General features: G+C 71.6%; 23 protein-coding genes and 1 pseudogene. 10 read left to right on the forward strand and 14 right to left on the reverse strand.

From position 1 onward, the window contains the following. Positions 1–152: 152 nt before the first annotated feature. The 4 genes and pseudogenes from H9623_RS12475 to H9623_RS12490 all read right to left on the reverse strand — a co-directional run. Positions 153–365 (reverse strand): annotated as a pseudogene (locus H9623_RS12475) (PDDEXK nuclease domain-containing protein); the annotation flags it as partial. Between the two features lie 131 nt (positions 366–496). Further along, entirely contained in the window at positions 497–961 is a 465-nt protein-coding gene (locus H9623_RS12480; RefSeq protein WP_193720375.1) for a hypothetical protein, read from the reverse strand. A 685-nt stretch (positions 962–1646) separates the two neighbouring features. Then, positions 1647–2324, reverse strand: a complete 678-nt coding sequence (locus H9623_RS12485; protein WP_193720376.1) for a PAS and ANTAR domain-containing protein — start codon at positions 2322–2324, stop codon at positions 1647–1649. A gap of 335 nt (positions 2325–2659) precedes the next feature. After that, positions 2660–4546, reverse strand: a complete 1887-nt coding sequence (locus H9623_RS12490) for an alkyl/aryl-sulfatase (RefSeq protein ID WP_193720377.1) — start codon at positions 4544–4546, stop codon at positions 2660–2662. Between the two features lie 370 nt (positions 4547–4916). Here H9623_RS12490 and H9623_RS12495 point away from each other — a divergent pair, with 370 nt between their 5' ends. Continuing rightward, complete coding sequence (locus H9623_RS12495) at positions 4917–5084, forward strand: hypothetical protein (protein ID WP_193720378.1); 168 nt, start codon at positions 4917–4919, stop codon at positions 5082–5084. 60 nt (positions 5085–5144) lie between these two features. Further along, positions 5145–5906 (forward strand): class I SAM-dependent methyltransferase, encoded by a 762-nt coding sequence (locus H9623_RS12500; protein WP_193720379.1) that lies wholly within the window; start codon positions 5145–5147, stop codon positions 5904–5906. A 121-nt stretch (positions 5907–6027) separates the two neighbouring features. Here the strand turns inward: H9623_RS12500 and H9623_RS12505 are convergent, their stop codons facing one another. Then, entirely contained in the window at positions 6028–6261 is a 234-nt protein-coding gene (locus H9623_RS12505; protein ID WP_193720380.1) for a hypothetical protein, read from the reverse strand. A 157-nt stretch (positions 6262–6418) separates the two neighbouring features. Between H9623_RS12505 and H9623_RS12510 the strand changes: the two genes are divergently transcribed. Together H9623_RS12510 and H9623_RS12515 are read left to right on the forward strand one after the other, a co-directional pair. Then, a complete protein-coding gene (locus H9623_RS12510) occupies positions 6419–7399 on the forward strand; it encodes a DUF2804 domain-containing protein (RefSeq protein WP_193720381.1) in 981 nt (326 codons plus the stop codon). A gap of 91 nt (positions 7400–7490) precedes the next feature. Next, entirely contained in the window at positions 7491–8057 is a 567-nt protein-coding gene (locus H9623_RS12515; RefSeq protein WP_193720382.1) for a pyridoxamine 5'-phosphate oxidase family protein, read from the forward strand. Between the two features lie 66 nt (positions 8058–8123). Here the strand turns inward: H9623_RS12515 and H9623_RS12520 are convergent, their stop codons facing one another. From H9623_RS12520 to H9623_RS12535, 4 genes are all read right to left on the reverse strand, one after another. Next, on the reverse strand, positions 8124–8741 hold the full coding sequence (locus H9623_RS12520) for an NAD(P)-dependent oxidoreductase (RefSeq protein ID WP_193720383.1): 618 nt from the start codon (positions 8739–8741) through the stop codon (positions 8124–8126). A 45-nt stretch (positions 8742–8786) separates the two neighbouring features. After that, on the reverse strand, positions 8787–9380 hold the full coding sequence (locus H9623_RS12525) for a hypothetical protein (RefSeq protein WP_193720384.1): 594 nt from the start codon (positions 9378–9380) through the stop codon (positions 8787–8789). 69 nt (positions 9381–9449) lie between these two features. Further along, positions 9450–11279 (reverse strand): glycoside hydrolase family 2 protein, encoded by a 1830-nt coding sequence (locus H9623_RS12530; RefSeq protein ID WP_193720464.1) that lies wholly within the window; start codon positions 11277–11279, stop codon positions 9450–9452. Further along, on the reverse strand, positions 11276–12901 hold the full coding sequence (locus H9623_RS12535) for a methyltransferase domain-containing protein (RefSeq protein ID WP_193720385.1): 1626 nt from the start codon (positions 12899–12901) through the stop codon (positions 11276–11278). The genes H9623_RS12530 and H9623_RS12535 overlap by 4 nt, the downstream gene beginning before the upstream one ends. A gap of 154 nt (positions 12902–13055) precedes the next feature. Between H9623_RS12535 and H9623_RS12540 the strand changes: the two genes are divergently transcribed. Together H9623_RS12540 and H9623_RS12545 are read left to right on the forward strand one after the other, a co-directional pair. Next, complete coding sequence (locus H9623_RS12540; protein WP_321575428.1) at positions 13056–13448, forward strand: VOC family protein; 393 nt, start codon at positions 13056–13058, stop codon at positions 13446–13448. Then, complete coding sequence (locus tag H9623_RS12545) at positions 13445–14032, forward strand: TIGR03086 family metal-binding protein (protein ID WP_321575429.1); 588 nt, start codon at positions 13445–13447, stop codon at positions 14030–14032. The genes H9623_RS12540 and H9623_RS12545 overlap by 4 nt, the downstream gene beginning before the upstream one ends. A 96-nt stretch (positions 14033–14128) precedes the next feature. Here H9623_RS12545 and H9623_RS12550 read toward each other — a convergent pair whose 3' ends face one another. Next, the gene (locus H9623_RS12550) at positions 14129–15568 is read right to left on the reverse strand and encodes an FAD-dependent oxidoreductase (protein ID WP_193720455.1); all 1440 of its coding nucleotides are present in this window, start codon (positions 15566–15568) and stop codon (positions 14129–14131) included. Between the two features lie 165 nt (positions 15569–15733). Continuing rightward, positions 15734–16498, reverse strand: coding sequence for a hypothetical protein (locus H9623_RS12555; protein WP_193720387.1), 765 nt, complete (start codon positions 16496–16498; stop codon positions 15734–15736). Positions 16499–16721: 223 nt separating this feature from the next. Here H9623_RS12555 and H9623_RS12560 point away from each other — a divergent pair, with 223 nt between their 5' ends. The 4 genes from H9623_RS12560 to H9623_RS12575 all read left to right on the forward strand — a co-directional run bounded on the left by H9623_RS12560 (position 16722) and on the right by H9623_RS12575 (position 20860). After that, complete coding sequence (locus H9623_RS12560) at positions 16722–17699, forward strand: carbohydrate ABC transporter permease (RefSeq protein ID WP_193720388.1); 978 nt, start codon at positions 16722–16724, stop codon at positions 17697–17699. Then, the gene (locus tag H9623_RS12565) at positions 17696–18691 is read left to right on the forward strand and encodes a carbohydrate ABC transporter permease (protein WP_193720389.1); all 996 of its coding nucleotides are present in this window, start codon (positions 17696–17698) and stop codon (positions 18689–18691) included. Before H9623_RS12560 ends, H9623_RS12565 begins: the two co-directional genes overlap by 4 nt. A 67-nt stretch (positions 18692–18758) precedes the next feature. Continuing rightward, the gene (locus H9623_RS12570) at positions 18759–20126 is read left to right on the forward strand and encodes an ABC transporter substrate-binding protein (protein ID WP_193720390.1); all 1368 of its coding nucleotides are present in this window, start codon (positions 18759–18761) and stop codon (positions 20124–20126) included. Further along, complete coding sequence (locus H9623_RS12575; protein ID WP_193720391.1) at positions 20123–20860, forward strand: glycerophosphodiester phosphodiesterase; 738 nt, start codon at positions 20123–20125, stop codon at positions 20858–20860. Before H9623_RS12570 ends, H9623_RS12575 begins: the two co-directional genes overlap by 4 nt. Positions 20861–20958: 98 nt before the next feature. On the opposite strand, the gene H9623_RS12580 is transcribed toward H9623_RS12575, so the two are convergent. The 3 genes from H9623_RS12580 to H9623_RS12590 all read right to left on the reverse strand — a co-directional run bounded on the left by H9623_RS12580 (position 20959) and on the right by H9623_RS12590 (position 23006). Beyond that, a complete protein-coding gene (locus H9623_RS12580) occupies positions 20959–21267 on the reverse strand; it encodes a transcriptional regulator (RefSeq protein ID WP_193720392.1) in 309 nt (102 codons plus the stop codon). Further along, positions 21264–21779, reverse strand: coding sequence for a hypothetical protein (locus H9623_RS12585; protein ID WP_193720393.1), 516 nt, complete (start codon positions 21777–21779; stop codon positions 21264–21266). The genes H9623_RS12580 and H9623_RS12585 overlap by 4 nt, the downstream gene beginning before the upstream one ends. 87 nt (positions 21780–21866) lie before the next feature. Then, on the reverse strand, positions 21867–23006 hold the full coding sequence (locus H9623_RS12590; RefSeq protein ID WP_227748624.1) for a VanZ family protein: 1140 nt from the start codon (positions 23004–23006) through the stop codon (positions 21867–21869). Positions 23007–23065 lie beyond the last annotated feature (59 nt).

The raw sequence follows: 23065 nt of genomic DNA on the forward strand, positions 1-23065 counted from the left end.
CTCGTATTCGATGGGTGTCAGTCGACCGAGGCGGGCTTGCCTGCGGCGGCGGTGGTAGGTCCGTTCGATCCAGGTGAGGATCGCCAGGCGCAGGGGTCTGCTGCACGGATGTACGTTCCGAGCTGGCCCAGGTGGGCGGGCTCAAACGAAGCGATCTTGAGCTCGACCACGACGTAGCGCAGCTGCTCGACGTGGAAGTACAGCAGGTCGACGTAGAAGTCATCCACGCGGTCCGACGAGTCATCCGGCACGCTCAGGCGGACCTGCCGGCCGACGAACGCCATGCCACCGACCTCGAGCATCGTGTATTGCAGCCTGTCCAGGAGTGCGTGCTCGCCATCGCGTCCCGCGACCCGCTCGACCATTGCCAGGTGTTCGGACACGTACGGGTCCTTGACCAGTTGCTGCGCGAGTTCAGAGTCCGGCACCTCGAGCGCGGCCGCGAAGTTCGTCGGTGCCGCACCGAGCGCCGTCTGTGTCCAGCGCGAAGAACGGCCTAGTCCAGGCCCAGCGCTGCTCGCGCTGACTCGTCAACAACTCCCGCCAAGGACTTCTCTCGGAGTTTTTCGCCGAACGCCAATAGGAGCGACTCCGCAGCCGGGTTTACCCAGATCTGCTCCAATCCGCCATGCCAGCTGATGTCTAGCGAGTCAACGCTATACGGCACGCGATGCTGTGCTATGTGCTCGATGTCGTCGAGCTGAAATATGCGCGCTTCGCGCCCCAGGAATACTTTCCTTAGTTCGCCGTCCGAGAGGGCGAGATATGACGTTCTTTCCTGAATGATCAGGTAAATCAGAGCGGCGCCCGCTAGGGCCCAGCCAATCTTTTGCGCAAGACCGTGGAGCGCAACCCAAGACGCGACGGCAACGAGTATCGCCACAGGTGCGGCGAAGTTCGGGCCGCTGTTCCGAAGTCGCACTTCACGACGCTTGTTCAATGAACTCCTCTTCTCCTGCATTCCGAAATCACCTCCGCTGCTGATCGTGCCATCCCATGCTGAGCGTGTTCGACAGGTACCAGTGTGAGACTACTGTCCCCCGGACAGCGCAGGCGCGTCGTTTAGGCAGCTTGCGGGCCGCGCTCCACGCCGTTCCGCTGATTCCGTTCTGCGCATACGAAAGCCCTCTATTGATCGACTGCCTCACCTTGGTGAACTTACACCCCTCTACCGCAAGGCGGAGAGCCTTTCCTCCAACGCTGCCCACGCAACGCTCACGGCAGTGTCCTTGAGGGCGTTGACCGCTGCTTTGCGATTGCCGCCGCGGCGCACGACGCCGCGGACAGTGGACCGAGCTCACGTCCGAGTGCTTCTCCCGCGCCATGCTCCGAGACCTGTACGACCAGGGGCCCTCCCGCCGGACGCATGGAACGGCGGCGACGGGTGGAGGGACTACGACCTCCTGCTGAAGATGTTCGACAAGCGCGACAGGGATGCCATCACGAACGGGCAGAACAGAAGATCGGGGTCCTGCGGAGCAACACCAGGACGCTCGTGCTTGCCGATGAGCGCCTGAACTTGGGCTGACGGGCGGTGGAAATGCCTGACCGCCAGGCGTGTACTGACCGACCACGCGGCGCTACCCGCCTCGGTCTGAGCGGGTTTACTCACGGCAGCGCGGTGGTGGCGAGTCCCCCGGTCCGGTCTACCGTGCCGGCCGCTTCCCCTCGAAGAACCGGTCGAGGTCCGCCCGGCGCAGCGCGCCGTCGACGCCTCCGGCGGTCAGCTCGGCGACGAGTCGCCGCGAGAGGTCGCGGAGGGGTTCGTTGGACACGCTCGAGTGGTGGCACATGAGGTCGAACGCCTCGTTGGCGGGCAGCCCGTAGATCGCCATGACGGCGCCCTTGGCCTGCTCGATCGTCGACCGGCTCGCGGACGACGCCCGGATCGCGGCGGTGGCCTCCCGTTGGGCGAGGTCGCGCTGCGTCGTCGTGAGGTCGATGAAGTACCCGGAGACGTGCGTGGTCTCGCCCGTGCGGCGGTCGATCCGACCGCGTCCGACCACGCCGAGCGTCCGCGTCCTGCCCTGCGCGTCGACGATGCGGTGGACGGAGCTGAAGGGTTCGCCGGTCGCGACGGCGTTCAGCAGGACCTCCTCGACCCGTTCGCGGTCCTCGGGGTGCTTGTGCGCGAGCATGAGCGCGGTCGTGGGCATGACCTCGCCGGGCCGGAAGCCGTGCATGGCGTAGAGCTCGTCGGACCACCACCAGCCGTGGTCGGACAGGTCGAGGATGAACTGCCCCACCGCTTGCGGCGTGCCGCGCAGCAGCGCGTCGGCGAGCTCCGGGTCGAATCGGCGAGACGCGTTGTACGAAGTGGTCAAGTAGGCCCCCAGGGCATGGGAAAGGAGCGGGCCTACTTCCAGACTCCTCGGTGATACTAGCCCGGATCTGCTCCCTCACCTGCGAGGACGGCAGCCCGACGGCGGAGCACCGGCCGGAGGTCACCGCGCCGTCGCGGTCCGTCCGGCACGACGAAGCCCCCGTCGGCCGTGGCCGTACGGGGGCTTCGTGAAACGTTAGGTGGTGGCGCGATGCAGGGGGTACTTCGCGCCACCGAGGAAGAGAATACCTCCTCCTTGCGGGGGTTGACGAACCGCTCTCGGATGGCGGGCGATCGGACACCTTCCTTCCGTTTCACCCGGATCCGGACGGCCCGCTACGGCAGCACGATCTCGAACGACGGGTCGACGTCGTCGAGGAACCCGAGCAGCCGGCCCCACGCCCCGGCGTCGCCCTCGACCTGGAGGGAGCCCGCGTCCACGAGGTCGCCGAGGGCCTGGGGGGCGACGACGGAGTGGAGGAAGACGGGCTTGGCGGCCATGAACGTCGCCTCGGCCGGCGCGGTGTCGTACTCGCTCGGGATCTGGTGGGTGAGCACCCCGTTGGCGAGGCGCACGCGGTGCCGCACGCCGTCGACGACCCAGTCCAGGAGGACGGTCTCAACGCCCGCTCGCGGGCCGTCGATGCGGATCGCGATCGAGTCGAACGCCTGCTCGACCGACAGTGCCGCCAGGATGTCGGGCGCGACGGACGCCGTCGGGGTCCCGAAGTTCCCCTCGCGCAGCTCCAGGGCGCCCGAGAGGTAGAAGTTGCGCCAGGTGCCGTTCTCGCTGCCGTAGCCGAGCTGGGTGTAGGCGGCTGCCTGGAGCTCGCGCGCTCCGGCGTGCGTGGGGTCGGCGAACAGCACGTGGTTGAGGACCGTGACGACCCACCGCAGGTCCCCCGCCTCGAACGACGCGCGCGCCTTGGCGACCGTCGCGTCGGCGCCACCCATGAACTCGACGTAGCGGCGCGCCTCCTCGACCGGCGGGTGCTCCCACAGGTGGGCGGGGTTGCCGTCGAACCACCCCATGTACCGCTGGTAGATCGCCTTGACGTTGTGGCTCACGCTCCCGTAGTAGCCCCGGGCGTTCCACGCCTGCTCGAGCGAGGGGGGCAGGACCATCTGCTCGGCGATCTCCTTGCCGACCAGGCCCTGGTTGATGCCGCGCAGCGTCTGGTCGTGCAGGTAGGCGTAGAGGTCGCGCTGGGTCGAGAGGAACTCGATCAGCTCGTCGCGTCCCCACGTGGGCCAGTGGTGGGAGGCGAACACGACGTCGGCCCGGTGGGCGTAGAGGCTGATCGCCTCGGTCAGGTACTCGGCCCACACGTGCGGGTCGCGCACGAGCGCACCGCGCAGGGTGAGCGTGTTGTGCAGCGTGTGCGTCGCGTTCTCGGCCATGCACAGGGCGGCGTGGTCGGGGAAGAAGAAGTTCATCTCGCTGGGCGCCTCGGTGCCGGGCGTGAGCTGGAAGTCGATCGTGACGCCGTCGAGCACCTCCCGCTGGCCCGTGTCGGTGACGTACAGCGTGGGCAGGACGAGGGAGACCGTCCCCGTGCTCGTCGTCTGCCCCAGACCCGCTCCGACCCCTCCGGCGGGTCCCTTGGGGAGCGCCGCGCCGTACATGTAGCCCGCTCGTCGTGCCATGGCGGTGCCCGCGTAGACGTTCTCCGACACGGCGTGCTCGACGAACCCGGAGGGTGCGAGGACGGGCACGGTCCCGGCGTCGACCTCCTGCTGCGTCGTGACGCCCTTGACCCCGCCGAAGTGGTCGACGTGCGAGTGCGAGTAGATCACCGCGGTCACGGGGCGCTCGCCCCGCTCGCTGCGGTAGAGGGCGAGTGCGGCCGCGGCCGTCTCGGTCGAGATGAGCGGGTCGATCACGATCACGCCGCGCTCCCCCTCGACGAACGTGATGTTCGACAGGTCGAAGCCGCGGACCTGGTAGATGCCGGGGACGACCTCGAACAGACCGGCCTGCGCGACGAGCCCGCTCTGCCGCCACAGGCTGGGGTGGACCGTGCCGGGCGCCGGGCCGTCGAGGAAGCCGTACCCCTCGGTGTCCCACACGACGCCGCCCGCGTCGTCCAGGACCAGGGGCCGGGCAGGTCCGGCCAGCAGGCCGCGCTGTGCCGCGTCCATGTCTCGGGTGTCGCCGAAGGGCAGGGATTCCTGGGCGGCGCGGAAGGACGCCGTGACGCTCTCGACTACCGGGTCGGACATGGAGGCTCCTCTGAACGGGTCGGGCTGCTCGTCGTCGAGCGGCACGTCTCACGCTAGGTGGGCCGCGCGGCGAACGCGCGGGGTGGCTTCCCCGACCGCACCGCCCCGCCCCACACCCACCCCGCACCAGGTCCGCGACCCGACCCCGTGCACGGATGACGACTGACCCGCACGTCCCATGCATAGACGTGGTGTCGTCCCACTCAGTGAGCGCGGTCAGGATTCCCAGGATCGGCACCTAGGGTTCTCAGCGCGCCCGCCCCCTGTGTGGCATAAAACACCACGTTCCGGGAGGTTCTTCGAATTGCGGGCAGCAGCCTCCTATGTGCAGAGTGGAACTATCGTCTGGGTTTGGGTTGGCCTCGTTCTGGTGGTGCTCGGCGTCCTGCTCGCCGGGCGCGCCGCGTGGGCCGTTCGTGCCGGTGAGCAGCGCGGGCGCGCCGGCACCGGCGGTCACGGCATGGGGATCGCCGTCGGCGCGGGCGTCGCGTTCTGGGGCGCCGTGGTGACCGTCATCGCCCTCGTCGTCAACGGCTGACCCCCGGTCCGACCGGTCCGACCGCACGAAGAACCTCCCCCACCTGTCAGGATCGTCAGCATGCAGCGATCCTTCGACGACCTCGTCTCCGAGGCCTCGACCGTCCCGGTCGACGGCTGGGACTTCTCCTGGCTCGACGGGCGGGCGACCGAGCAGCGCCCGTCCTGGGGCTACGCCCGGTCGATGGCCGAGCGCATGGCCACCGCGAGCGCGGCCCTCGACCTCCAGACGGGGGGCGGCGAGGTCCTCGCCTCGGTCCCCCGGTTCCCTCGACTGACCGTCGCGACCGAGGGGTGGCCCCCGAACGTCATCCAGGCGACCCGCCTCCTGCACCCGCTCGGCGTCGCGGTCGTCGCCGACCCGGACGAGCCGCCGCTGCCGTTCGCGGACGAGGCCTTCGACCTCGTGGTCAGCCGGCACCCGGTCCGCCCGTGGTGGCAGGAGATCGCGCGTGTCCTCGCACCGGGCGGCACCTACTTCGCGCAGCACGTCGGGCCGTACAGCGTGTTCGAGCTCGTCGAGCACTTCCTGGGCCCGCAGCCCGAGGACATCCGCAACGGCCGCCACCCCGACGGCGACCGGGCTGCCGCCGAGGCGGCCGGGCTCGAGGTCGTCGACCTGCGGTTCGAGGAGCTGCGCACCGAGTTCTTCGACGTCGGCGCGGTGGTCTACTTCCTGCGCAAGGTGGTGTGGATGGTCCCGGGGTTCACCGTGGAGGAGTACCGCCCGCAGCTCGCCGCGCTGCACGAGAAGATCCAGGAGGAGGGCCCGTTCGTCGCGACGACGACGCGCTTCCTCATCGAGGCGCGCAAACCCGTCTGACCTGCGGCCCGCGACGGTCGGCGGACGGAGCGCTGCCGGGACCGTGGGTGCGGTGTCGCCGTTGACACCACCGGCACCGGTGCCGGCAGGGTCGGCGACTGCGCCGACCCACGTTCGGTGATCAGTCCCGCAGGCCTCGCGTCAGGTCTCCGAGGGCCGCGAGCGCCCGGCGCTTGCGGTCGGCGGGGTCGATGGTGCGCTCGTCTCCCGGGTTGGCGCGGCGCACGGGCTTGCCCGCGCCGCCTGCGGCGTCGACGACGCGGGGCAGGGCGCCCGGGCCGCCCGCCGCCCGGGTCGACCGCGACCGCCGACGCTGGGTGCTCGGGGCGAGGAAGTAGGGGCGTTGCGTGCTCATGGGCTCTCCTCAGGCTCGTCGCTGCCCCGTCGCCGAGGCTGTGGTTCTCGATCCTGGGGCACGGTCGTTTCGGGCGTGTTGCGAGCGCAGGACGACGACGTGTCTTTCGCGGTCTCGTGGGGCGGACCGGCCCCGTACCGGCCAGTAGCCTCCTTGCATGACGCACGAGCGCGAGATCACGGCCCCGGTCGACCTGTGCCTGCCGAACGGGCGCCTGAACCCGGACGCGGTCGGGTGGACCCGCACCCCGCTGCACCGCGCCACCCTGCGCGGGTGGGGCCGGACCAAGCGGTGGGAGTACTGGGGGGTCGTGACGCCCTCGCACGTGATCGGCGTCGTGGCCTCCTCGATCGACTACGCGGGGGTCCACGGCCTGTACGTCCTGGACCGGGCGACGGGCGCGGAGACGGTGAGCGACGTCGTCGTGCCCGTGGCCCGGGGCGTCGTCATGCCGGACCGCAGCGGTACCGGCCGTGTCGAGGCCCGCGCGAAGAAGCTCGCGATCCTCATCGACCAGGACCCGGGCGGTTCCCGGATCCGGGCCGCGTCCCCGGACGTGAGCCTGGACCTGACCGTCCCGCTCCCGCCCGGGCACGAGTCGTTGGGCGTCGTGGTCCCGTGGAGCGACCGGCAGTTCCAGTACACGGTCAAGGACGTGGCCCGCCCGGTCCACGGTTCGCTCACGGTCCACGGCACCCGGCACGAGGTCGGCGCCGAGGACTCGTTCGCGGTGCTCGACCACGGGCGCGGACGCTGGCCCTACGCGATGACGTGGAACTGGGCAGCGGGCAGCGGGCACGGCCGTGGCATCCAGCTCGGTGGCAGGTGGACCGCGGGCACGGGCAGCACGGAGAACGCGCTCCTGGTCGAGGGGCGCCTGCACAAGATCGGTGAGGAGCTCACCTGGGAATACGACCGCGCCGACCGGCTCGCCCCGTGGCGCATCACGGGCGAGCGCGTCGAGGCCCTGTTCACGCCGTTCCACGAGCGGGTCGCGCGCACCGAGCTGCTCGTCGTGGGCAGCGAGACGCACCAGTGCTTCGGGACGTGGTCGGGCCGCGCCCGCACCGACGACGGGACGTGGGTGGACCTGGACGGGCTGGTCGGCTGGGCCGAGGAGGCGCGGCAGCGCTGGTAGCCTCACGGTCCCGGTGCTGCCCGACGGCGTCACGCACCTGCGGGATGGACGGCGCCTCCGCGCGGCGCGCCCCGGTGCCACACTGGGCACCATGGCGACCGTCCACGACGAGATCACTCCCCGGCTCTCCCGCTTCGCGCTGTCCCAGCCCGTGTTCTTCGTGGGCACGGCCCCTCTCGCGGGGGACGGGCACGTCAACGTCTCGCCCAAGGGCATGGGCGGCACGTTCGTGGTGCTCGACCCGCACCGGGTCGCGTACCTGGACTACACGGGGTCGGGCGCGGAGTCCGCGGCGCACCTGCAGGAGAACGGACGCATCGTCGTCATGTTCTGCGCGTTCGAGGGACCGCCCAACATCGTGCGCTTCCACGGCCGTGGCCGGTACGTGCTCGCCCGGACGCCCGAGTTCGACGAGCTGCGCCCCTCGTTCTCCAAGGAGCGCGAGATCGGCCAGCGCGGCATCGTCGTGGTCGACGTGGACCGGGTCTCGGACTCGTGCGGGTACTCGGTGCCGTTCATGGACTTCGTGGGCGACCGCGACGTGCTGGACCGCGCGCACGAGCGGCGGGAGCCGGAGTACTTCGACGCGTACTGGCAGCAGAAGAACGCGACCAGCATCGACGGGCTCCCCGGGGTGGACATCACCCCGCTGTCCTAGGGGCACGGGCGCCCGGGCCCGGCGGTCCGGCAGGCCCGGGAGCACCCCGGCGACGCCGGACCGCGGTCAGCACCTGCTGACCCCGAGGGCCCTGCCGACGGTCGAGCCGTCCTCCAGGACGCCGAGCAGACAGGCTGCGAGATCACCGCGAGGGATCGACCCGAAGCCCTTCGCGCCCTTGGTCACCTCGGTCGCCCGCCAGCCACCCGTGGGCTGCCCGTTCGTCAGGCCTGCGGGGCGGACGATCGTCCAGTCGAGACCCGAGCCCACCACGGCCGACTCCTGCTCGTCGTGGTCGGCGAGGGCACCGGCGAGCATGACGCGGGTCAGGACCCGCACGACCACCGGCATCTCCCGCGCGGAGTCCCCTGCCCCGAGCGAGGACTGCACGACCAGCCGACGAACCCCCGCCTGCTGCATCGCCGCGACGACGCTCCGTGTCACGGCAGCACGCTGGCGGGCGACCCCCTTGGCTCCACCGACCGTGACCACCACGGCGTCCGCCCCGGCGACCGCGCGGGCCGCGACGCCCGGGTCCGCGGCATCTCCGGCCTCGGTCCGGACCCCCGGGGCGGGGGCGGCGCCGGTCCGGGACAGGACCGTCACGTCGTGGCCTGCCTCGTGCGCGAGCACGGCCAGGCGCGCCCCGGTCCCTCGCGAGCCACCGACGATGACGATCTTCACAGGCTTCTCTTCTCGTCGCGCAGCACTTCCGATGGCCCCGGAAGCCTAGTCCCCTCCCGTCGCGCCGAGGTACGCCCGCCCCCGCGGAGAGATGCGGTACCCCACGGGCAGGCTCTCGGTGAGGCCGAGCTCCTTGAGCCGGCGGACGCGGATCTTGAAGTAGTCGCGCTCGACGCCGAGCGACGCGGCGAGCTCGCGCGCCACGACCTCGGGCCGCGCGACGATCAGCTCCAGGTAGGGCCGGGTCCACGGCTCGGGCGCCGCGCGGTCCATGCGCGCGAGCCGCGCACGCAACCCCTCGACCTCCTCGGGCGACAGGTCGGCGTCCTGGCGCAGCGCGATGCGCGGGTCCTCCCCCACGCGCCGCAGCCCGATCCGGTACAGGTCGCCCTCGCCCTTGGCGGCGACCCAGGCGAGCGCCGCGTCGGCCGAGCGGAACCCCGCGGCGCGCGCGTCGTCGTCGGGCACGTCAGGCATCCCGTCCACGTCCGGGACCCGGTCGATCGACGTGACCTCCACGACCCCGATCCGCGTCCGCATCCGCCCGCCCACGCGCACGCGCGGCGCGAGCCAGCGACGGTACGCGAGGGTGACCGTGCCGTCCTCGAGCCCGCTGAGCGTCTGCCGGGTCAGCAGCATGCCCCCAGCGTACGGAGCCACGGACCGGGCGGCACCAGGACAAGAACCCGCCACGCGCACCCGGCGTCCTCACCCCAGCCGCAGCTCCGCGTTGACCGCCCGCACCAGCCCGGCCGGCAGCTTGGCGACCTCCCGGTCGTAGGTGAGCAACCCGTTGGTCTCGTCCTCGACGTCCGAGAGCTGGGTGTAGACCGTCGCCGACAGGCCGCGGGCGACGGCGGGCACGATCTGCTCGCGGTGCAGGGCCTCGAAGGCCTGCCCCAGCGCCTCGGCGTCGGCGTACGTCTTGTAGCCGAAGTCCTTCTCGCCCGCGGAGTGCCCCTCGACCCGCAGGTTGTAGCCGCCGTACTCCGACAGGACGAGCGCACGGCGGTCGCGCCCGCGCCGCGGCACCCGGAACGGCTTGAAGTACACGTGCAGGCTCCGAAAGTTCCCCGCGCCCTGGTCGTGCCAGCCGCTCGCGTGGTCCACCGACCGCGTCGGGTCGAGCGCCTTGACGCGGGCCGCGACCTCGGCCGCGTCGAACTGCCCCCAGCCCTCGTTGAACGGCACCCAGACGGCGAGGCTCACGACGTCGCGCAGGTGCTCGACGGTCGCATCGACCTCGCGGAGGAACTCGGCCCGCCCGGCCGGGTCCTTGCGGGAGAACAGGCCGTGGTGCCGGTCGGAGAACCACAGCGGGACGACCGCGTGGGGGACGGTCACGATCGGCCGGTAACGGTCACCGCCGTTGACCATGTCCTGCCACACCAGCATGCCGAGCCGGTCGCAGTGGTGGTACCAGCGCAGCGGCTCGATCTTGATGTGCTTGCGCAGCATCGTGAACCCGAGGTCCTTCATGGTCGCGATGTCGTGCACCATGGCCTCGTCCGACGGTGGGGTGAGCAGACCGTCCGACCAGTACCCCTGGTCCAGGACGCCGACGTGGAAGTGCGGTTCGCCGTTGAGCAGGAGCCGCGGCACCCCCTGGGCGGCGGGCCCGACGCCGAACGACCGCATCCCGGCGTAGCTGCGCACCTCGTCGTCGCCGAGGGTCACGGTCACGTCGTACAGGTGCGGGTCCTCAGGGCTCCACGGGCGCGCGTCCGGGACCGGGACCCGGGCGACCACGCCGACGGGCGTGTCGACCTGCGCGACGATCGCTGCGCCGTCGTGCACCTGGATGCGCGCCACGGGCGCGTCCTGCCCGACGGCGCCACCCGCCACCGCGGCCCCCTCGCCGAGGTGGACGGTCACCTCGAGACAGCCGCCCGGGAGGTCGGGCACGAGGGTCAGGCGCCCGACGTGCAGGGCCGGGACGGCCTCGACCCACACGGTCTGCCAGATGCCCGACTGCGCGGTGTACCAGATCCCGCCGCGGTCGAGCTTCTGCTTGCCGCGCGCGTGGTACCCGGTGTCGCTCAGGTCGGTGACCTCGACGAGCAGCTCGTGCGTCGCACCCGGGTCGCCCGCGAGGGCGTCCGTGACGTCGCACGCGAACGGCAGGAAGCCGCCGACGTGGCGCCCGACCTCGACGCCGTCCAGCAGGACGCGGCACGCCTGGTCGACCGCACCGAGGTGCAGCAGGACCCGCCCGCCCGGCGGCACGAACCCCTCGGGCAGCGTCAGGTCGCGGCGGTACCAGAGCGCCTCGTCGGGCTGGAGCTGGCGGCCCACGCCGGACAGCGGCGACTCGGGCGAGAACGGCACGACGATCTCGCCGTCGAACACCGCGGGCGCGGGCCCGCCCAGCGAACCCACCGGCCCCGGGCCCTGCGCCGTGAACGCGTGCTCCCACACCCCGTTGAGGTTGAGATAGCTGTCCCGGACGAGCTGCGGGCGCGGGTACTCGGGCAGCGGCGCGTCACGGTCGAGCGTCGCGGTCCACCGCGTGGGCAGGCTGGGCAGGTCGGCGCTCACGCGCGGTTCCTCGATCCGCCGGCCGAGACCGGGTCGAGCTCGGGTCGGCGCGCGACCGTCAGGACGTGCGTGTCGGGCCAGTCGACGGTCTCCCCCGTGACCGCGTCCGTCAGGGACGCGACGGGCGCGAACGAGTGCTCGACGAGCCACTCGTTCCGCCATGCCCCGCTCTCGGGGCCGAGCTCGAACCCCGCGTCGCCCAGCAGGTCGGCCCACGCTTCCCCGTCGAGGTCGCAGAACCGTTCGTGGCACTCGGACAGCCAGTTGTCGGCGTAGTCCTTGGTCGTGAGGAACTCCATGGCGTCGCGCAGCGTGACCCGGAACGTCCCCGGGGCGACCTCGTCGACGTCGAGCTTCGCGCCCGACAGCCGCGGGAAGTCGTACGCGAACTGGCGCAGGCGCGCGGCCGTCGACAGACCGCGGACGTGCGCGGCGACGTCGGGCCGTGCCCACGTGTCGAGGTCCGTCACGACCCCGGGGCGCGCCCCGTCGTCGTCGCGGAGCGTGAGGTGCACCGTCCGGTCGCCGTCCGCGGGGCCGCACACGTCGCTGTTGATCCACACGCCGCCGGGGCGGGTGTGGGCGAGCACGCGGCGCGCGAACCGCTCGACGTCGACCACGCCGTCGCCGTACGACGAGATCTCGTGCGTGAGCGCGATCGTGACCGTGGTGTCGACGCTGCGCTCCGGCATGACCGAGCCGCGCAGGATGTTGGCCTGCACGAACCAGACGTTCGGGTTCGCGAACACCCCCTGCGTCTTCTTGTGCTCGGCCTCGGCCACGAGGTGCCGTGCCACGTCGACGCCGAACAGGTCCGACTCGTGCAGGCGCAGCTCGGCCGCGACGAGCTCCAGGAGCCCTCCCGTCGCGCACCCGATGTCGACGATCCGGCCCGGCCGCACGTAGGGCCGCACCTGCTCCCACTTGCGGCGCGACGCGTCCTCGAACGCCGCGGCGTACGTTCGGTAGTCGCGCGTCGCGGTCAGGTCGCCGTCGCCCGAGACGACGGGGTCGGCGAAGACCTGGGCGACCTGCGCCTCGAGCCCGTAGCGCCGGAAGAAGCCCGGCACCGCGGGGTGGGCGACGTCGGTCCACGTCGGGTCGCCGGCGGCGAGGAGCCCGACGGCGTCCCACGGACGGGCCGGCGGCTCACCGTGCGCGTCGGTCGCGTCGAGCTCGACGCCCACGACCCGGAACCCGAGGTCCTGGTAGGCCGCGATGACCTCGGGGGTCGAGCAGGCCACGACCGTGTCGCGCGGGTCGAGGGTCACGGCGTGCCCGGTCGCGGTCTCGACCGTGGTGGTCACCAGGTGCGCGAACCGCGGGTGCGGGGCCACGTCCGGGACCGGGACGACGATGCTCGGCAGGTGCTCGACCGCGGTCACGTGCTCGATGAGCGCCTCGCGCCGGTGCCCCGGGACCGGGTTGCGGCGCGTACCAGCGTGGTTCGCGGACGTCACGGCCCACACCACGACCGCGTCCGGGGAGCAGCGGACGGGGACCCCGTCGAGGTCGGACACGAGCCCGGCGCGCAGCGCCCGCAGGTAGTCGACCTGGAAACGGGTCACGAGGTGGTGGCGCCCCGGGAACAGGACATGGCGGACGAGCAGGTCAGGAGGCACCCGGGTACCTTCGCCTGCCGACGGGGTGCGTCGCAACCGGGAGCAGCCCACCTCGGGGCCGCGTCGACCGGTGGCCCGTCGCTCCCCTCGTCACCGCCCGCGTTCCGTGCCATCGTGGAAGAGGCGCCGACGACGCCGGCCCTGTGGATCTGCCGTGGACAAGGAGTACCCGATGGTCTCGACGAGCAACGTATTCAGCAGCTACTCGGTGAACGACCTGGACGCCGCACAGTCGTTCTACGGCGATGTGGTGGGCCTCGAGGTCGACCGGACCCCGATGGGCCTCGACCTGCACCTCGAGTCGGGCGGCCACGTGTTCCTCTACCCCAAGAAGGCGCACGTCGCCGCGTCGTACACGGTCCTCAACTTCGGGGTCGACGACGTCGAGGCGGCGGTCGACGAGCTCGTCGGGAAGGGCGTGCAGTTCGAGCGCTACGTGGGGTTCGACCAGGACGCCAAGGGGATCTCCCGCAGTCCCGACGGTCCGGCGATCGCCTGGTTCAAGGACCCGGCGCGCAACGTCCTCGCGATCCTGAGCAACCCGTGAGCAGCGCGGTCTCGTCGCACGAGCACGTGCTCGCGGCGCACGGCGACGCCATCGGGGCGTTCGACCACCTGGTCCGGCGGGTGCAGGACGACCAGTGGGGCCTGCCCACTCCCGACGACGAGTGGAGCGTCCACGACCTCGTCAACCACCTGGTCTCCGAGCAGCTCTGGGCTCCGGAGCTGCTCGCGGGCCGGACGGTCGCCGACGTCGGCGACGTGTTCGACGGCGACGTCCTGGGCGACGACCCGATCGACGCGTGGATCGACGCCTCGACCCAGTCCCGCGAGGCGTTCCTCGCCCCGGGTGCCCTGGACCGCGCGGTCCACCTGTCGTACGGCGACGCCCCGGCGACCGAGTACGCGCACCAGATGACGTTCGACCTCACGGTCCACGCGTGGGACCTGGCCCAGGCCCTGGGCGTCGACCCCGACCTGGGACCGGAGCTCGTGTCGTTCGTGCTGGCCTACGCGCAGCGTCGCAAGGGCATGTTCGCGGCGAGCCGGCTCTTCGCGGGTCCGCTCCCCGTGGCCGACGACGCCCCCGAGCTCACCAGGCTCCTCGCCCTCGCGGGGCGTCGGGCCTGAGGTCTGCTGGGCGCCCGTGCGCGGTGTCCCGGGACGACGACGGCGCCCCCACCCGGGGGGGGGGGGGCGCCGTCGTGCCGTGCACGGGTCAGGCGCTCAGAGCGCGTCGTCCCCCGCAGCGGCCTGCGTCTGACGGCGAGCGATGCGGAGCATCTCCTCACGCGGCACGACCTTCACGCGCTCACGCCCGTGCGGCTCGCCCAACGAACGCTCGTGAGCGTCCAGGACCTCCCAGTCCGCCCACTGCACCACGTCCACCCCGCGCTCGGCCAAGAACTCCAGGATCGCCTCGGGTGACCCGTGCGGCGCGATGCGCCCCGCGTCGAGGTCACCCTCGACGGGCTCGCCGCCATCACGCGCCGGGACAGCACCCGTGACGTCCTCGACGAGGTGGCGCACGGTCTCGGACGCGTCGGACTTGGTGTGCCCGATCAACCCGACCGGCCCCCGCTTGATCCACCCCGTGGCATACACCCCCGGGATCTGCTCACCATCGATGTCGATCACCCGACCCTCACGGTTGGGGATCACACCCTTGAGATCATCGAACGGGATCTCCGGCAACGGCGACCCGAAGTACCCCACCGCCCGATACACCGCCTGCACCGGCCACTCGTGGAACTCCCCCGTCCCACTGACCGTCCCGTCCCCGTTCAACCGCGTCCGCTCGGTACGCAACCCCTCGACCCTGCCCTGACCCAGCACCGCGACCGGCGCATGCAAGAAATGCAGGTGCAACCGCCGCGAAGCCGTGAACTGCGACGGATCCTTCAACGTCCAGTCCGTCAACGTCTTGACGACCTGCTTCGTCTGGTTCGACGAGTTGATCGCGGCCATCGACCCCTCGTCGAACTCGAAGTCCTCCGGATACACGATCACGTCCACGTCCGGCACATGCCCCAGCTCACGCAGCTCCAACGGCGAGAACTTCGCCTGCGCCGGCCCACGACGCGCGAACACGTGCACATCCGTGACCGGAGAGTTCTTCAGGCCCTGATAGACGTTGTCCGGGATCTCCGTGGGCAACAAGTCGTCAGCGTGCTTGGCCAGCACCCGCGCCACGTCCAACGCCACGTTCCCCGCCCCCAGCACCGCAACCTGCCGAGCCTCCAACGGCCACGTCCGCGGCACATCCGGATGCCCGTCATACCACGACACGAAATCAGCCGCCCCGAACGACCCCGGCAGATCGATCCCCTCGATCGCCAACGCCGCATCCCGGATCGACCCCGTCGAGAAGATCACCGCGTCATAGAACTGCCGCAGATCATCCAGCTTCAGATCAACCCCGTACTCCACGTTCGCCAACAACCGCACATCACCACGCGCCAACACCTTGTGCAACGCCACGATGATCGCCTTGATCCGCGGATGATCCGGCGCCACCCCATACCGCACCAACCCGAACGGCGCCGGCAACCGCTCGAACAGATCGATACTCACCGCCACATCCGTCTTCGACAGAATGTCCGCCGCATAGATCCCAGCCGGACCAGCACCGACGATAGCCACACGCAAAGGACGAGAGCTGCTCACAAGAAAGAACGCCTTCCGGTCGAGGAGGGAGGGGGCGGTCCACACCGGGGTCGGCAGCCGCACGCTTCGACGGTACGGCCTCAACCGGGGTTGAGGTCAAGGTGCACGGTGGAGACGGCGAGGAGGACCTGAGGACACGCGCTCCGACGGCTTGCGTACCGACCCTCAGGGCTCGTAGCCCTCGACGAAGTCGCGGATCTCCTTGCGCAGCACGTCCTCACCCAGGGGCTGCCGGGGCGAGGTCCCGATCGTGAACCCGTAGCCCTCGATCGGACCGTTCGTCCAGGAGAAGTCGTACACCCCCGGGTCGTGGGGCCTGTCGTTGACCGTGAAGGCCTGACCGTCGACCGTCAGGTGCCACACCTGAGCGGCCGTTCGAGGCGCAGCGCCGACCCGGCTCTGCAGCCGCTCGATCCGCGGCCTCAGGAGCGCGTCCATCGCCGCGGGGTCCTCCCACGTGCGGACGCTCACGAGCAGCCGGTGCGGGCCGAGGTCCCGGTGCCATGCACCGTCCACGGGGACGAGCTCGACGTCGTAGACCACCGGGATGTCCGGGTCGCCGACCGGCTCCAGGACGTAGCCGGCAGGGAGGTCGGCCTCCGAGAAGAAGAAGTTCGGTCGCACCGTCTCCTCCTCCCACGCCCGCGCCTCGTCCACGACGGTGTCGAAGACCGTGGCCAGCCGCTCCGGAGCGGGCCGGACGACGCGCCCGGTGGGCACCTCGGTCAACCGGTTCCACCACTCTCGCCACTCGGCCGCGAGCGCCGCGGCCTCGTCGCCCGGCAGGGCCTCGACGGCGATGCGGGGAGCGAGCGTCGGGACGTCGTCCGCCACGGGGAGCGCGAGGCGGTCGCGGACGTACAGCGCGACCGTGAAGCCGGTGCCGCGCCCCACGTTGATGTTCCGCAGGTCCTGGGGTTCGTGCGTCATCGCTCACCTCGTCGTCGGGCCGGCAGGAGCCGGACCGCCCATGCTAGGCCCGCTCCGCCGACACCCCGGGAGATGGCCTTCCGGAGTCCCCGATGACCTCGCGTCGAGGCGCCGATGAACGCCTCGGGAACGTTCGGGGAACGGAGCCGCCGGGGCCACTTTCCGGTCACTTCGCCCTCCTAGGGTGACGGCGTCCACCCGCTCGTGACTGGAGCCCCACCCCATGACCTCCGTGTCATCCCCCGTGCGCCCCGCGCCACCCGAACGCCGCCGGACGATCCCCGGCCGGGCCCCCGCCGGCCGGGCCCGCTTCACCCGCCCGTCCCCCCGCGCCCTGCGCACCTGGCTCGCGTTCCTGCTGCTCGCGGGCCCGAACGTGGTCCTGCTGCTCGTGTTCGTCTACCGTCCGCTGCTGCAGAGCTTCTACTACTCGACGTTGCAGTGGAACATGGGTTCGCCCACGGCCCGCTCGGTCGGCCTCGGCAACTACGTCGAGTGGTTCCAGGACCCGACGACGGCGGACGTCATGGTCACGACGGGCGTCTTCATGGTCGCGACCGTGGGCGGCTCGCTCGTCCTGGGCCTGGGCCTGGCCCTCCTGCTGAACCGGCGCCTCAAGGGTCGGGGCTTCGCGCGGACCGTGGCGTTCGCGCCGTACGTCCTGTCGGGCGTCGCGGTGGGCATGCTGTGGCTGTTCATCTTCGACCCGCGCTACGGCCTGCTGTCGGCGGGCCTGCGCGCGATCGGCCTGGATTCCCCCGACTGGTACACGACCTCGCCCTGGGCGCTCGTCATGATCATCGTGGTCTACCTGTGGAAGAACGTCGGGTACGTCGCCCTCATCTACCTGGCCGGTCTCCAGGCCGTCCCGCTCGAGCTCAAGCAGGCCGCGGCCCTCGACGGCGCGTCGTCGGCCCGTACGTTCCGCTCGATCGTGCTGCCGCTGCTCGCGCCCACGACCTTCTTCCTCACGGTCACGACGCTGCTCAGCTCCCTGCAGTCGTTCGACATCATCCAGGCCATGACCAAGGGCGGGCCGCTCGGCTCGACCACGACCCTCATGTACCAGATCTACGAGGAGGGCTTCGTGACCGGCCGGGCCGGCTACGCGTCGGCCGTCGCCACGATCCTCTTCCTCCTGCTGCTGGTCGTCACGGTCGTCCAGCTGCGCTTCGTCGAGAAGAAGGTGCACTACGCATGAGCGTCCAGAACCCGGTGCGGAAGTCCCCGGCCGCCGCGCCGCACCAGCCCTCGACCGCAGCGCCGGGCGCGTCCAGCGCTCAGCACCCCGGGTCACCCGTGGACGCACCACCGGCCCCCGGCGGTGCCGACCACCGCCCGGGCGGCGGCCGACCGCCCGAGCGGAAGCGCCGCCGTCGGCCCCTGCACCTGGGCGCGTACGCGACCCTCCTGGTCGCGACCGTCGTCATGGCCCTGCCCCTCGTGTGGATGGTGCTCGCGAGCTTCAAGCGCCCCGACGAGCTGTACTCGATCCCGCTCCGGTGGCTCCCGCAGAGCCTCGACCTCGCGAACTACGTCCAGACGACGCAGAGCATCCCCGTCGGGCAGCTGTTCCTCAACTCCGTGGGCCTGACGGTCGTGGGCTCGACGCTCAAGCTGCTGCTGGGCCTGTGCTGCGCGTACGCGCTCGTGTTCCTCGACTTCCCGTTCAAGCGGGCCGTGTTCGTCCTGGTCCTGTTCACGCTGCTCATCCCGCAGCAGATCACGATCATCCCCAACTACACGCTCGTCGCCCAGCTCGGGTGGCTCAACACCTACCAGGGCATCCTCGTGCCGGGCCTGGCGAGCGCGTTCGGGACCTTCCTGTTCCGTCAGCACTTCCTGTCGCTGCCGGTCTCGATCCTCGAGGCCGCCGAGCTCGACGGCGCAGGCCACTGGCGCAAGCTGTGGCGGTTCGTCGTGCCGCTGTCGTACCCCACGATCGCGGCCGTCGCGCTCGTGTCCGTGGTCGCGGAGTGGAACGACTACCTGTGGCCGTTCCTCGTGACCGACGACGCCGAGAAGATGACGCTCCCCGTGGGCCTCACGCTCCTGCAGAGCGTCGACGGCATGAACAACTGGGGCGTCCTCATGGCAGCGACCGTGCTCGTGACGCTCCCCGTCCTCGTCGTCTTCCTGTTCCTCCAGCGCCGGCTCGTCGCCGGGCTCACCGCCGGAGCCGTGACCGGCTGACGCCGGTCCTCCCCTGTCCCCCCCGGCGCCTGCCGGGTCGCTGTTCCCCACCCCAAGGAGCATCACCGTGAACCAGCCCCTGCCCGCCCAGTGGTCCCCGTCGCGACGCGACGTGCTGCGCCTCGGCGGCCTCGGCGCCCTCGCCCTGTCCCTCGCCGCGTGCGCGGGACCGACCGTCGGCGGCGGCTCGTCCGCCCCGTCCGCCTCGGCGGGCACCGACTGGTCCAAGATCACGCCCGCCTCGCAGATCACGTGGTGGAGCAACCACCCCGGCGCCTCCAAGGCGATCGAGGAGGAGCTCATCCGCCGCTTCAACGCCGAGCACCCCGACATCGCGGTCAAGCTCGTGACCGCGGGCGCCGGGTACGACGAGGTCGCACAGCGCTTCCAGGCCGCGTCGTCGTCGAACAACCTGCCCGACCTCGTCATCGCGAGCGACGTGTGGTGGTTCCGCTACTACCTCAACGGCCAGGTCATGCCCCTCGACGACGTGTTCGCGCACCTCGACGTCGACGTCGCCGACTACAACCCCACCCTCTACGGCGACTACGCGTACGACTCGCGGCACTGGGCCGTGCCGTACGCGCGCTCGACCCCGCTCTTCTACTACAACAAGACCATGTGGGCCGCGGCGGGCCTGCCGGACCGCGGGCCCGGCACGTGGGCCGAGCTCGCCGAGTGGGCGCCCGCCCTGCGCGGCCAGGTCCCGACCGACGGCGCCCCGCTGGGCCTCGCGACCGGCACGTCGTGGGCCGCGTGGTGGTTCGAGAACATGCTCTGGGGCCACGGCGGGCAGTACAGCGACGAGTTCACGGTCACGCTCGACACCCCGCAGGCCCTCGCCGCCGGCGACTTCCTGCACGACCTGTTCCACGGCTCGAAGGTCGCGGGCATCGGGACCGACACCGGGGCCGACTTCGCCGCGGGCGTCTTCGCGTCGACGATCGGGTCCACGGGCAGCCTCACGGGCCTGCTCGAGGCCGCGACGTTCGAGGTCGGCACGGCCTACCTTCCCGACGGGCCGTCGGGCTCCGGGACGCCCACGGGCGGCACAGGCCTGGCCATCCCGGCCTCGCGCACGCCCGAGCAGCAGCTCGCTGCCGCGATGTTCCTCTCCTTCCTCACCGACCCCGAGAACACCGCATACTTCTCCCAGAACACCGGGTACATGCCGGTGCGCACGTCCGCGGTCGAGGGAGAGACCATGAGCAGCATCTACGCGGCCACGCCGCAGTTCCGCACGGCCGTGGACCAGCTCGCGGAGAAGTCGCGCTCGCAGGACTGGGTCCGCGTGTTCGTGCCCGGCGGCGACCAGATCCTCACCGAGGGGATCGAGCAGATCGTCCTCAAGGGCACGCCCGCGGCCGAGGCGTTCGCGTCGATCGCACCGCGCCTCGAGAAGGCGTACCAGGAGAACGTGGAGCCCAGCCTGTGACGGGCACCGTGCGTGTGGTCGCGCACCGGGGGAACTCGTCGGTCGCGCCGCAGAACACTCTCGCGGCGTTCGAGGCCGCGTGGCGCGCGGGCGCCGACAGCATCGAGATCGACGTCCAGCTCACCGGGGACGGCGAGGTCGTCGTGATCCACGACGACACCCTCGACGCGACGACGGACGGGCGTGGGCGGGTCGACGCGCACTCCCTCGCCGAGGTCCGGACCGTCGACGCCGGCTCGTGGTTCTCCCCCGCCTACGCCGGGCAGCGCGTCCCGACGTTCGCGGAGGTCGTGGACTTCCTCGTGACGCACCCGGGCATCGACCTCCTGCTGGAGGTCAAGGGCGACTGGGGTCCCGACGACGTCCGCAAGGTCACCGAGCCCCTCCAGCGCGCCGGGCTCACGGACCGCGTGATCGGTCAGAGCTTCTGGCCCTCGACGGTCTCCTCCCTGCAGGAGGTCGCGCCGGGGCTGCGCCGGGGGCTCCTGGTCGAGCGGCCCTCCGCCGACCTGCTCACGACGTGCGCGGAGCTGGGCGTCATGACGTGCAACCCGGCGGGCACCGTGCTGGTCGAGCAGCCCTCGCTCGTGGCGGACCTGCACGCCGCCGGGCTCGAGGTCCAGGTCTGGACCCTGGACGAGCCCGAGCAGTGGGCGCTGGCCCTCGAGACGGGCGTCGACGCGGTCATCACCGACCGCCCCGACCGTCTGCGCGGGTGGCTCGCGGGCCGCTGACCCGGCACCCGGTCCAGCGGCAGCGCGCGGACGCCCCAGCACCGAGCGGTGCGGGGGCGTCTGCGCACGTCCCCGGAGGGGCCGGCGAGGGGCCCGGCTCAGCCCTGGGCGATCTCCGCGAGCGCCGCGAGATGCGCCTCGACGGCGCGCCGCCCGGGCGGGGTGAGCTCGACCCACGTGAGGCGCCGCGCGTCCGAGCGGTCGGGCGAGCTCTCCTTGGTCGCCGTGACGAAGCCCGCGTCGGCGAGCACCCGCAGGTTCTTCGAGAGGTTCGCATCGGTCAGGCCCAGCGTGTCGCGGAGCACCGCGAACTCGAGCTGCGCCCCTCGCCGGAGCACCCCGCAGATGCGTAGGCGCGTGGGCGAGTGGATGACCTCGCTGAACACGGGGACGACGTCGGCGCTCATGCGCCCTGGCCGTCGGTCGCGGTCGCCGCCCCGGTGAGCTCCCGGCGGAAGAGGTCGTCGTACCGGGGGCCGAGCACCATGGGGGCGACGAGCCCGACCGCCGCGGGGAGGAGCACCCACCCGTACGCGACCGGGGTGACCTTGACGACCACCATGGCCGCGAAGCAGGCCACGACGATCGCGAGCAGGATCCGGTAGACGCGCCTCGAGCGCGGCCCCGCCGGCAGGCTGAACCACAGCCCGTAGCGCCGCCGGTACACGACCACGAGCGCCGGCAGCGCGAAGAGTGCGACGGGCAGCAGGATCAGCGACGCCGGGGACGGCAGCGCCTGCGAGGTGATGACGAGGGCCACGATCACGCCGAGCGACGGGTGGTACCACCGCGGGGTGACGAGCCGTTCCGCGAGGTTCGCGTCGTCGGCGCGCAGGCTCGCCAACGTCTCGCGCGCCTGTGCGGCGGAGGGGCGCTGCGGCGCGTCGTGGGGGCGGCCGGTCGGCATGTCGTCTTCCATGACGGCAAACCTATGGGTGACTTGCGCCTTTGGCAAGAGACTCGTGCGGCCGGCACGTCCCGCCCCACCGAGCGCGCCCACCCTCCGTCAGCCCCGTGCGTCGACGATCCGGGCCCCCGACACGACCCCCGACAGCCCGCGCCGGTCCCGCGTGAGCAGGACCGAGACGACCGCCACGAAGGCGACGAGTCCTCCGAGGGGAGCGGCGACGTCGCGCACCGGACCGCCACCCGGGACCTCCGCCAGGATCAGGCACGCTCCCCACAGCCCCCCCGACGTGAAGCCGCGCACCGCACGACGGACCGTCGTCCCCCGGCCCAGGCCGTCGGGACCGACCACCCCCTCGGCGGCGTCCGCCGTCCAGCGCGGCTCGAGCCACGTGGCCCGCTGCCCCCAGGACGCCCCGCTGCCGAGGAACGGCGGCACGAACAGGACCAGCGCCACGGGCACCACCGTGCCGAGCGCGACGTCGATCCCGTCCGACCCCAGCGGGACCTCCTGCCCCGTCGCGACCAGCACGACCCGGTAGAACAGGACCAGCACCGTCCCGACCACCGACACCAGCACCGCGTCGATCAGCATGCCCAGCCAGCGCCGCCACACCGTGACCGGCCTCGGGACCCCACGCTGCGCCGCCAGGTCCGTCGACCGCGGCATCCAGCGCAGGACCACGGGCGCGACCAGCGCACCGACCAGCCCCCCGAGCGTGTTCGTCAACAGGTCGTCGACGTCGGCCAGCCGGTACGAGCACGGGACGAGCCCGAAGATGCCCGTGCCCTGCGTCGTCTCGATGAGCAGCGACGCCGCGAACGCGGAGAGCACCGTGAGCGGGAGCCGCCACCCGAAGAACCGCCGCACCAGCACGCCCCACGGGACGAACAGCACGACGTTGAACACCGTCTGCAGCACGGCCGGGCTGCGCAGCCGCTGCGCAGCGCTCATGCCCGCGGTGTCGCGGCGGACGTCCTCCACGAACTGGAACGGGTTCAGCTGCGGCCCCGAGAACCCGTGCTGCGCGCACCACTGCGCCAGGTCCCCCGACGGAAGGGGCAGGAGCGTGTACGCGACGAGCGCGACCCCGTACACCGCGACCGCGGCCGACCCCAGGAGGCGCAGACCGCTGAGCCGCCCGTACCTCCGGTACTGCCACACCACGACGGGAAGCAGGATCAGCAGGAAGACGAGGGCCCCGCCGATCACCCCCACGTACGCGGGCCAGGTCCACATGCTCACGACCAGACCCTAACCAGGAGGTGCGGCCAGGGCGCGGCGGGCGCGCGCCGTCC

Source organism: Oerskovia douganii (assembly GCF_015142735.1).
GTDB lineage: Bacteria > Actinomycetota > Actinomycetes > Actinomycetales > Cellulomonadaceae > Oerskovia > Oerskovia douganii.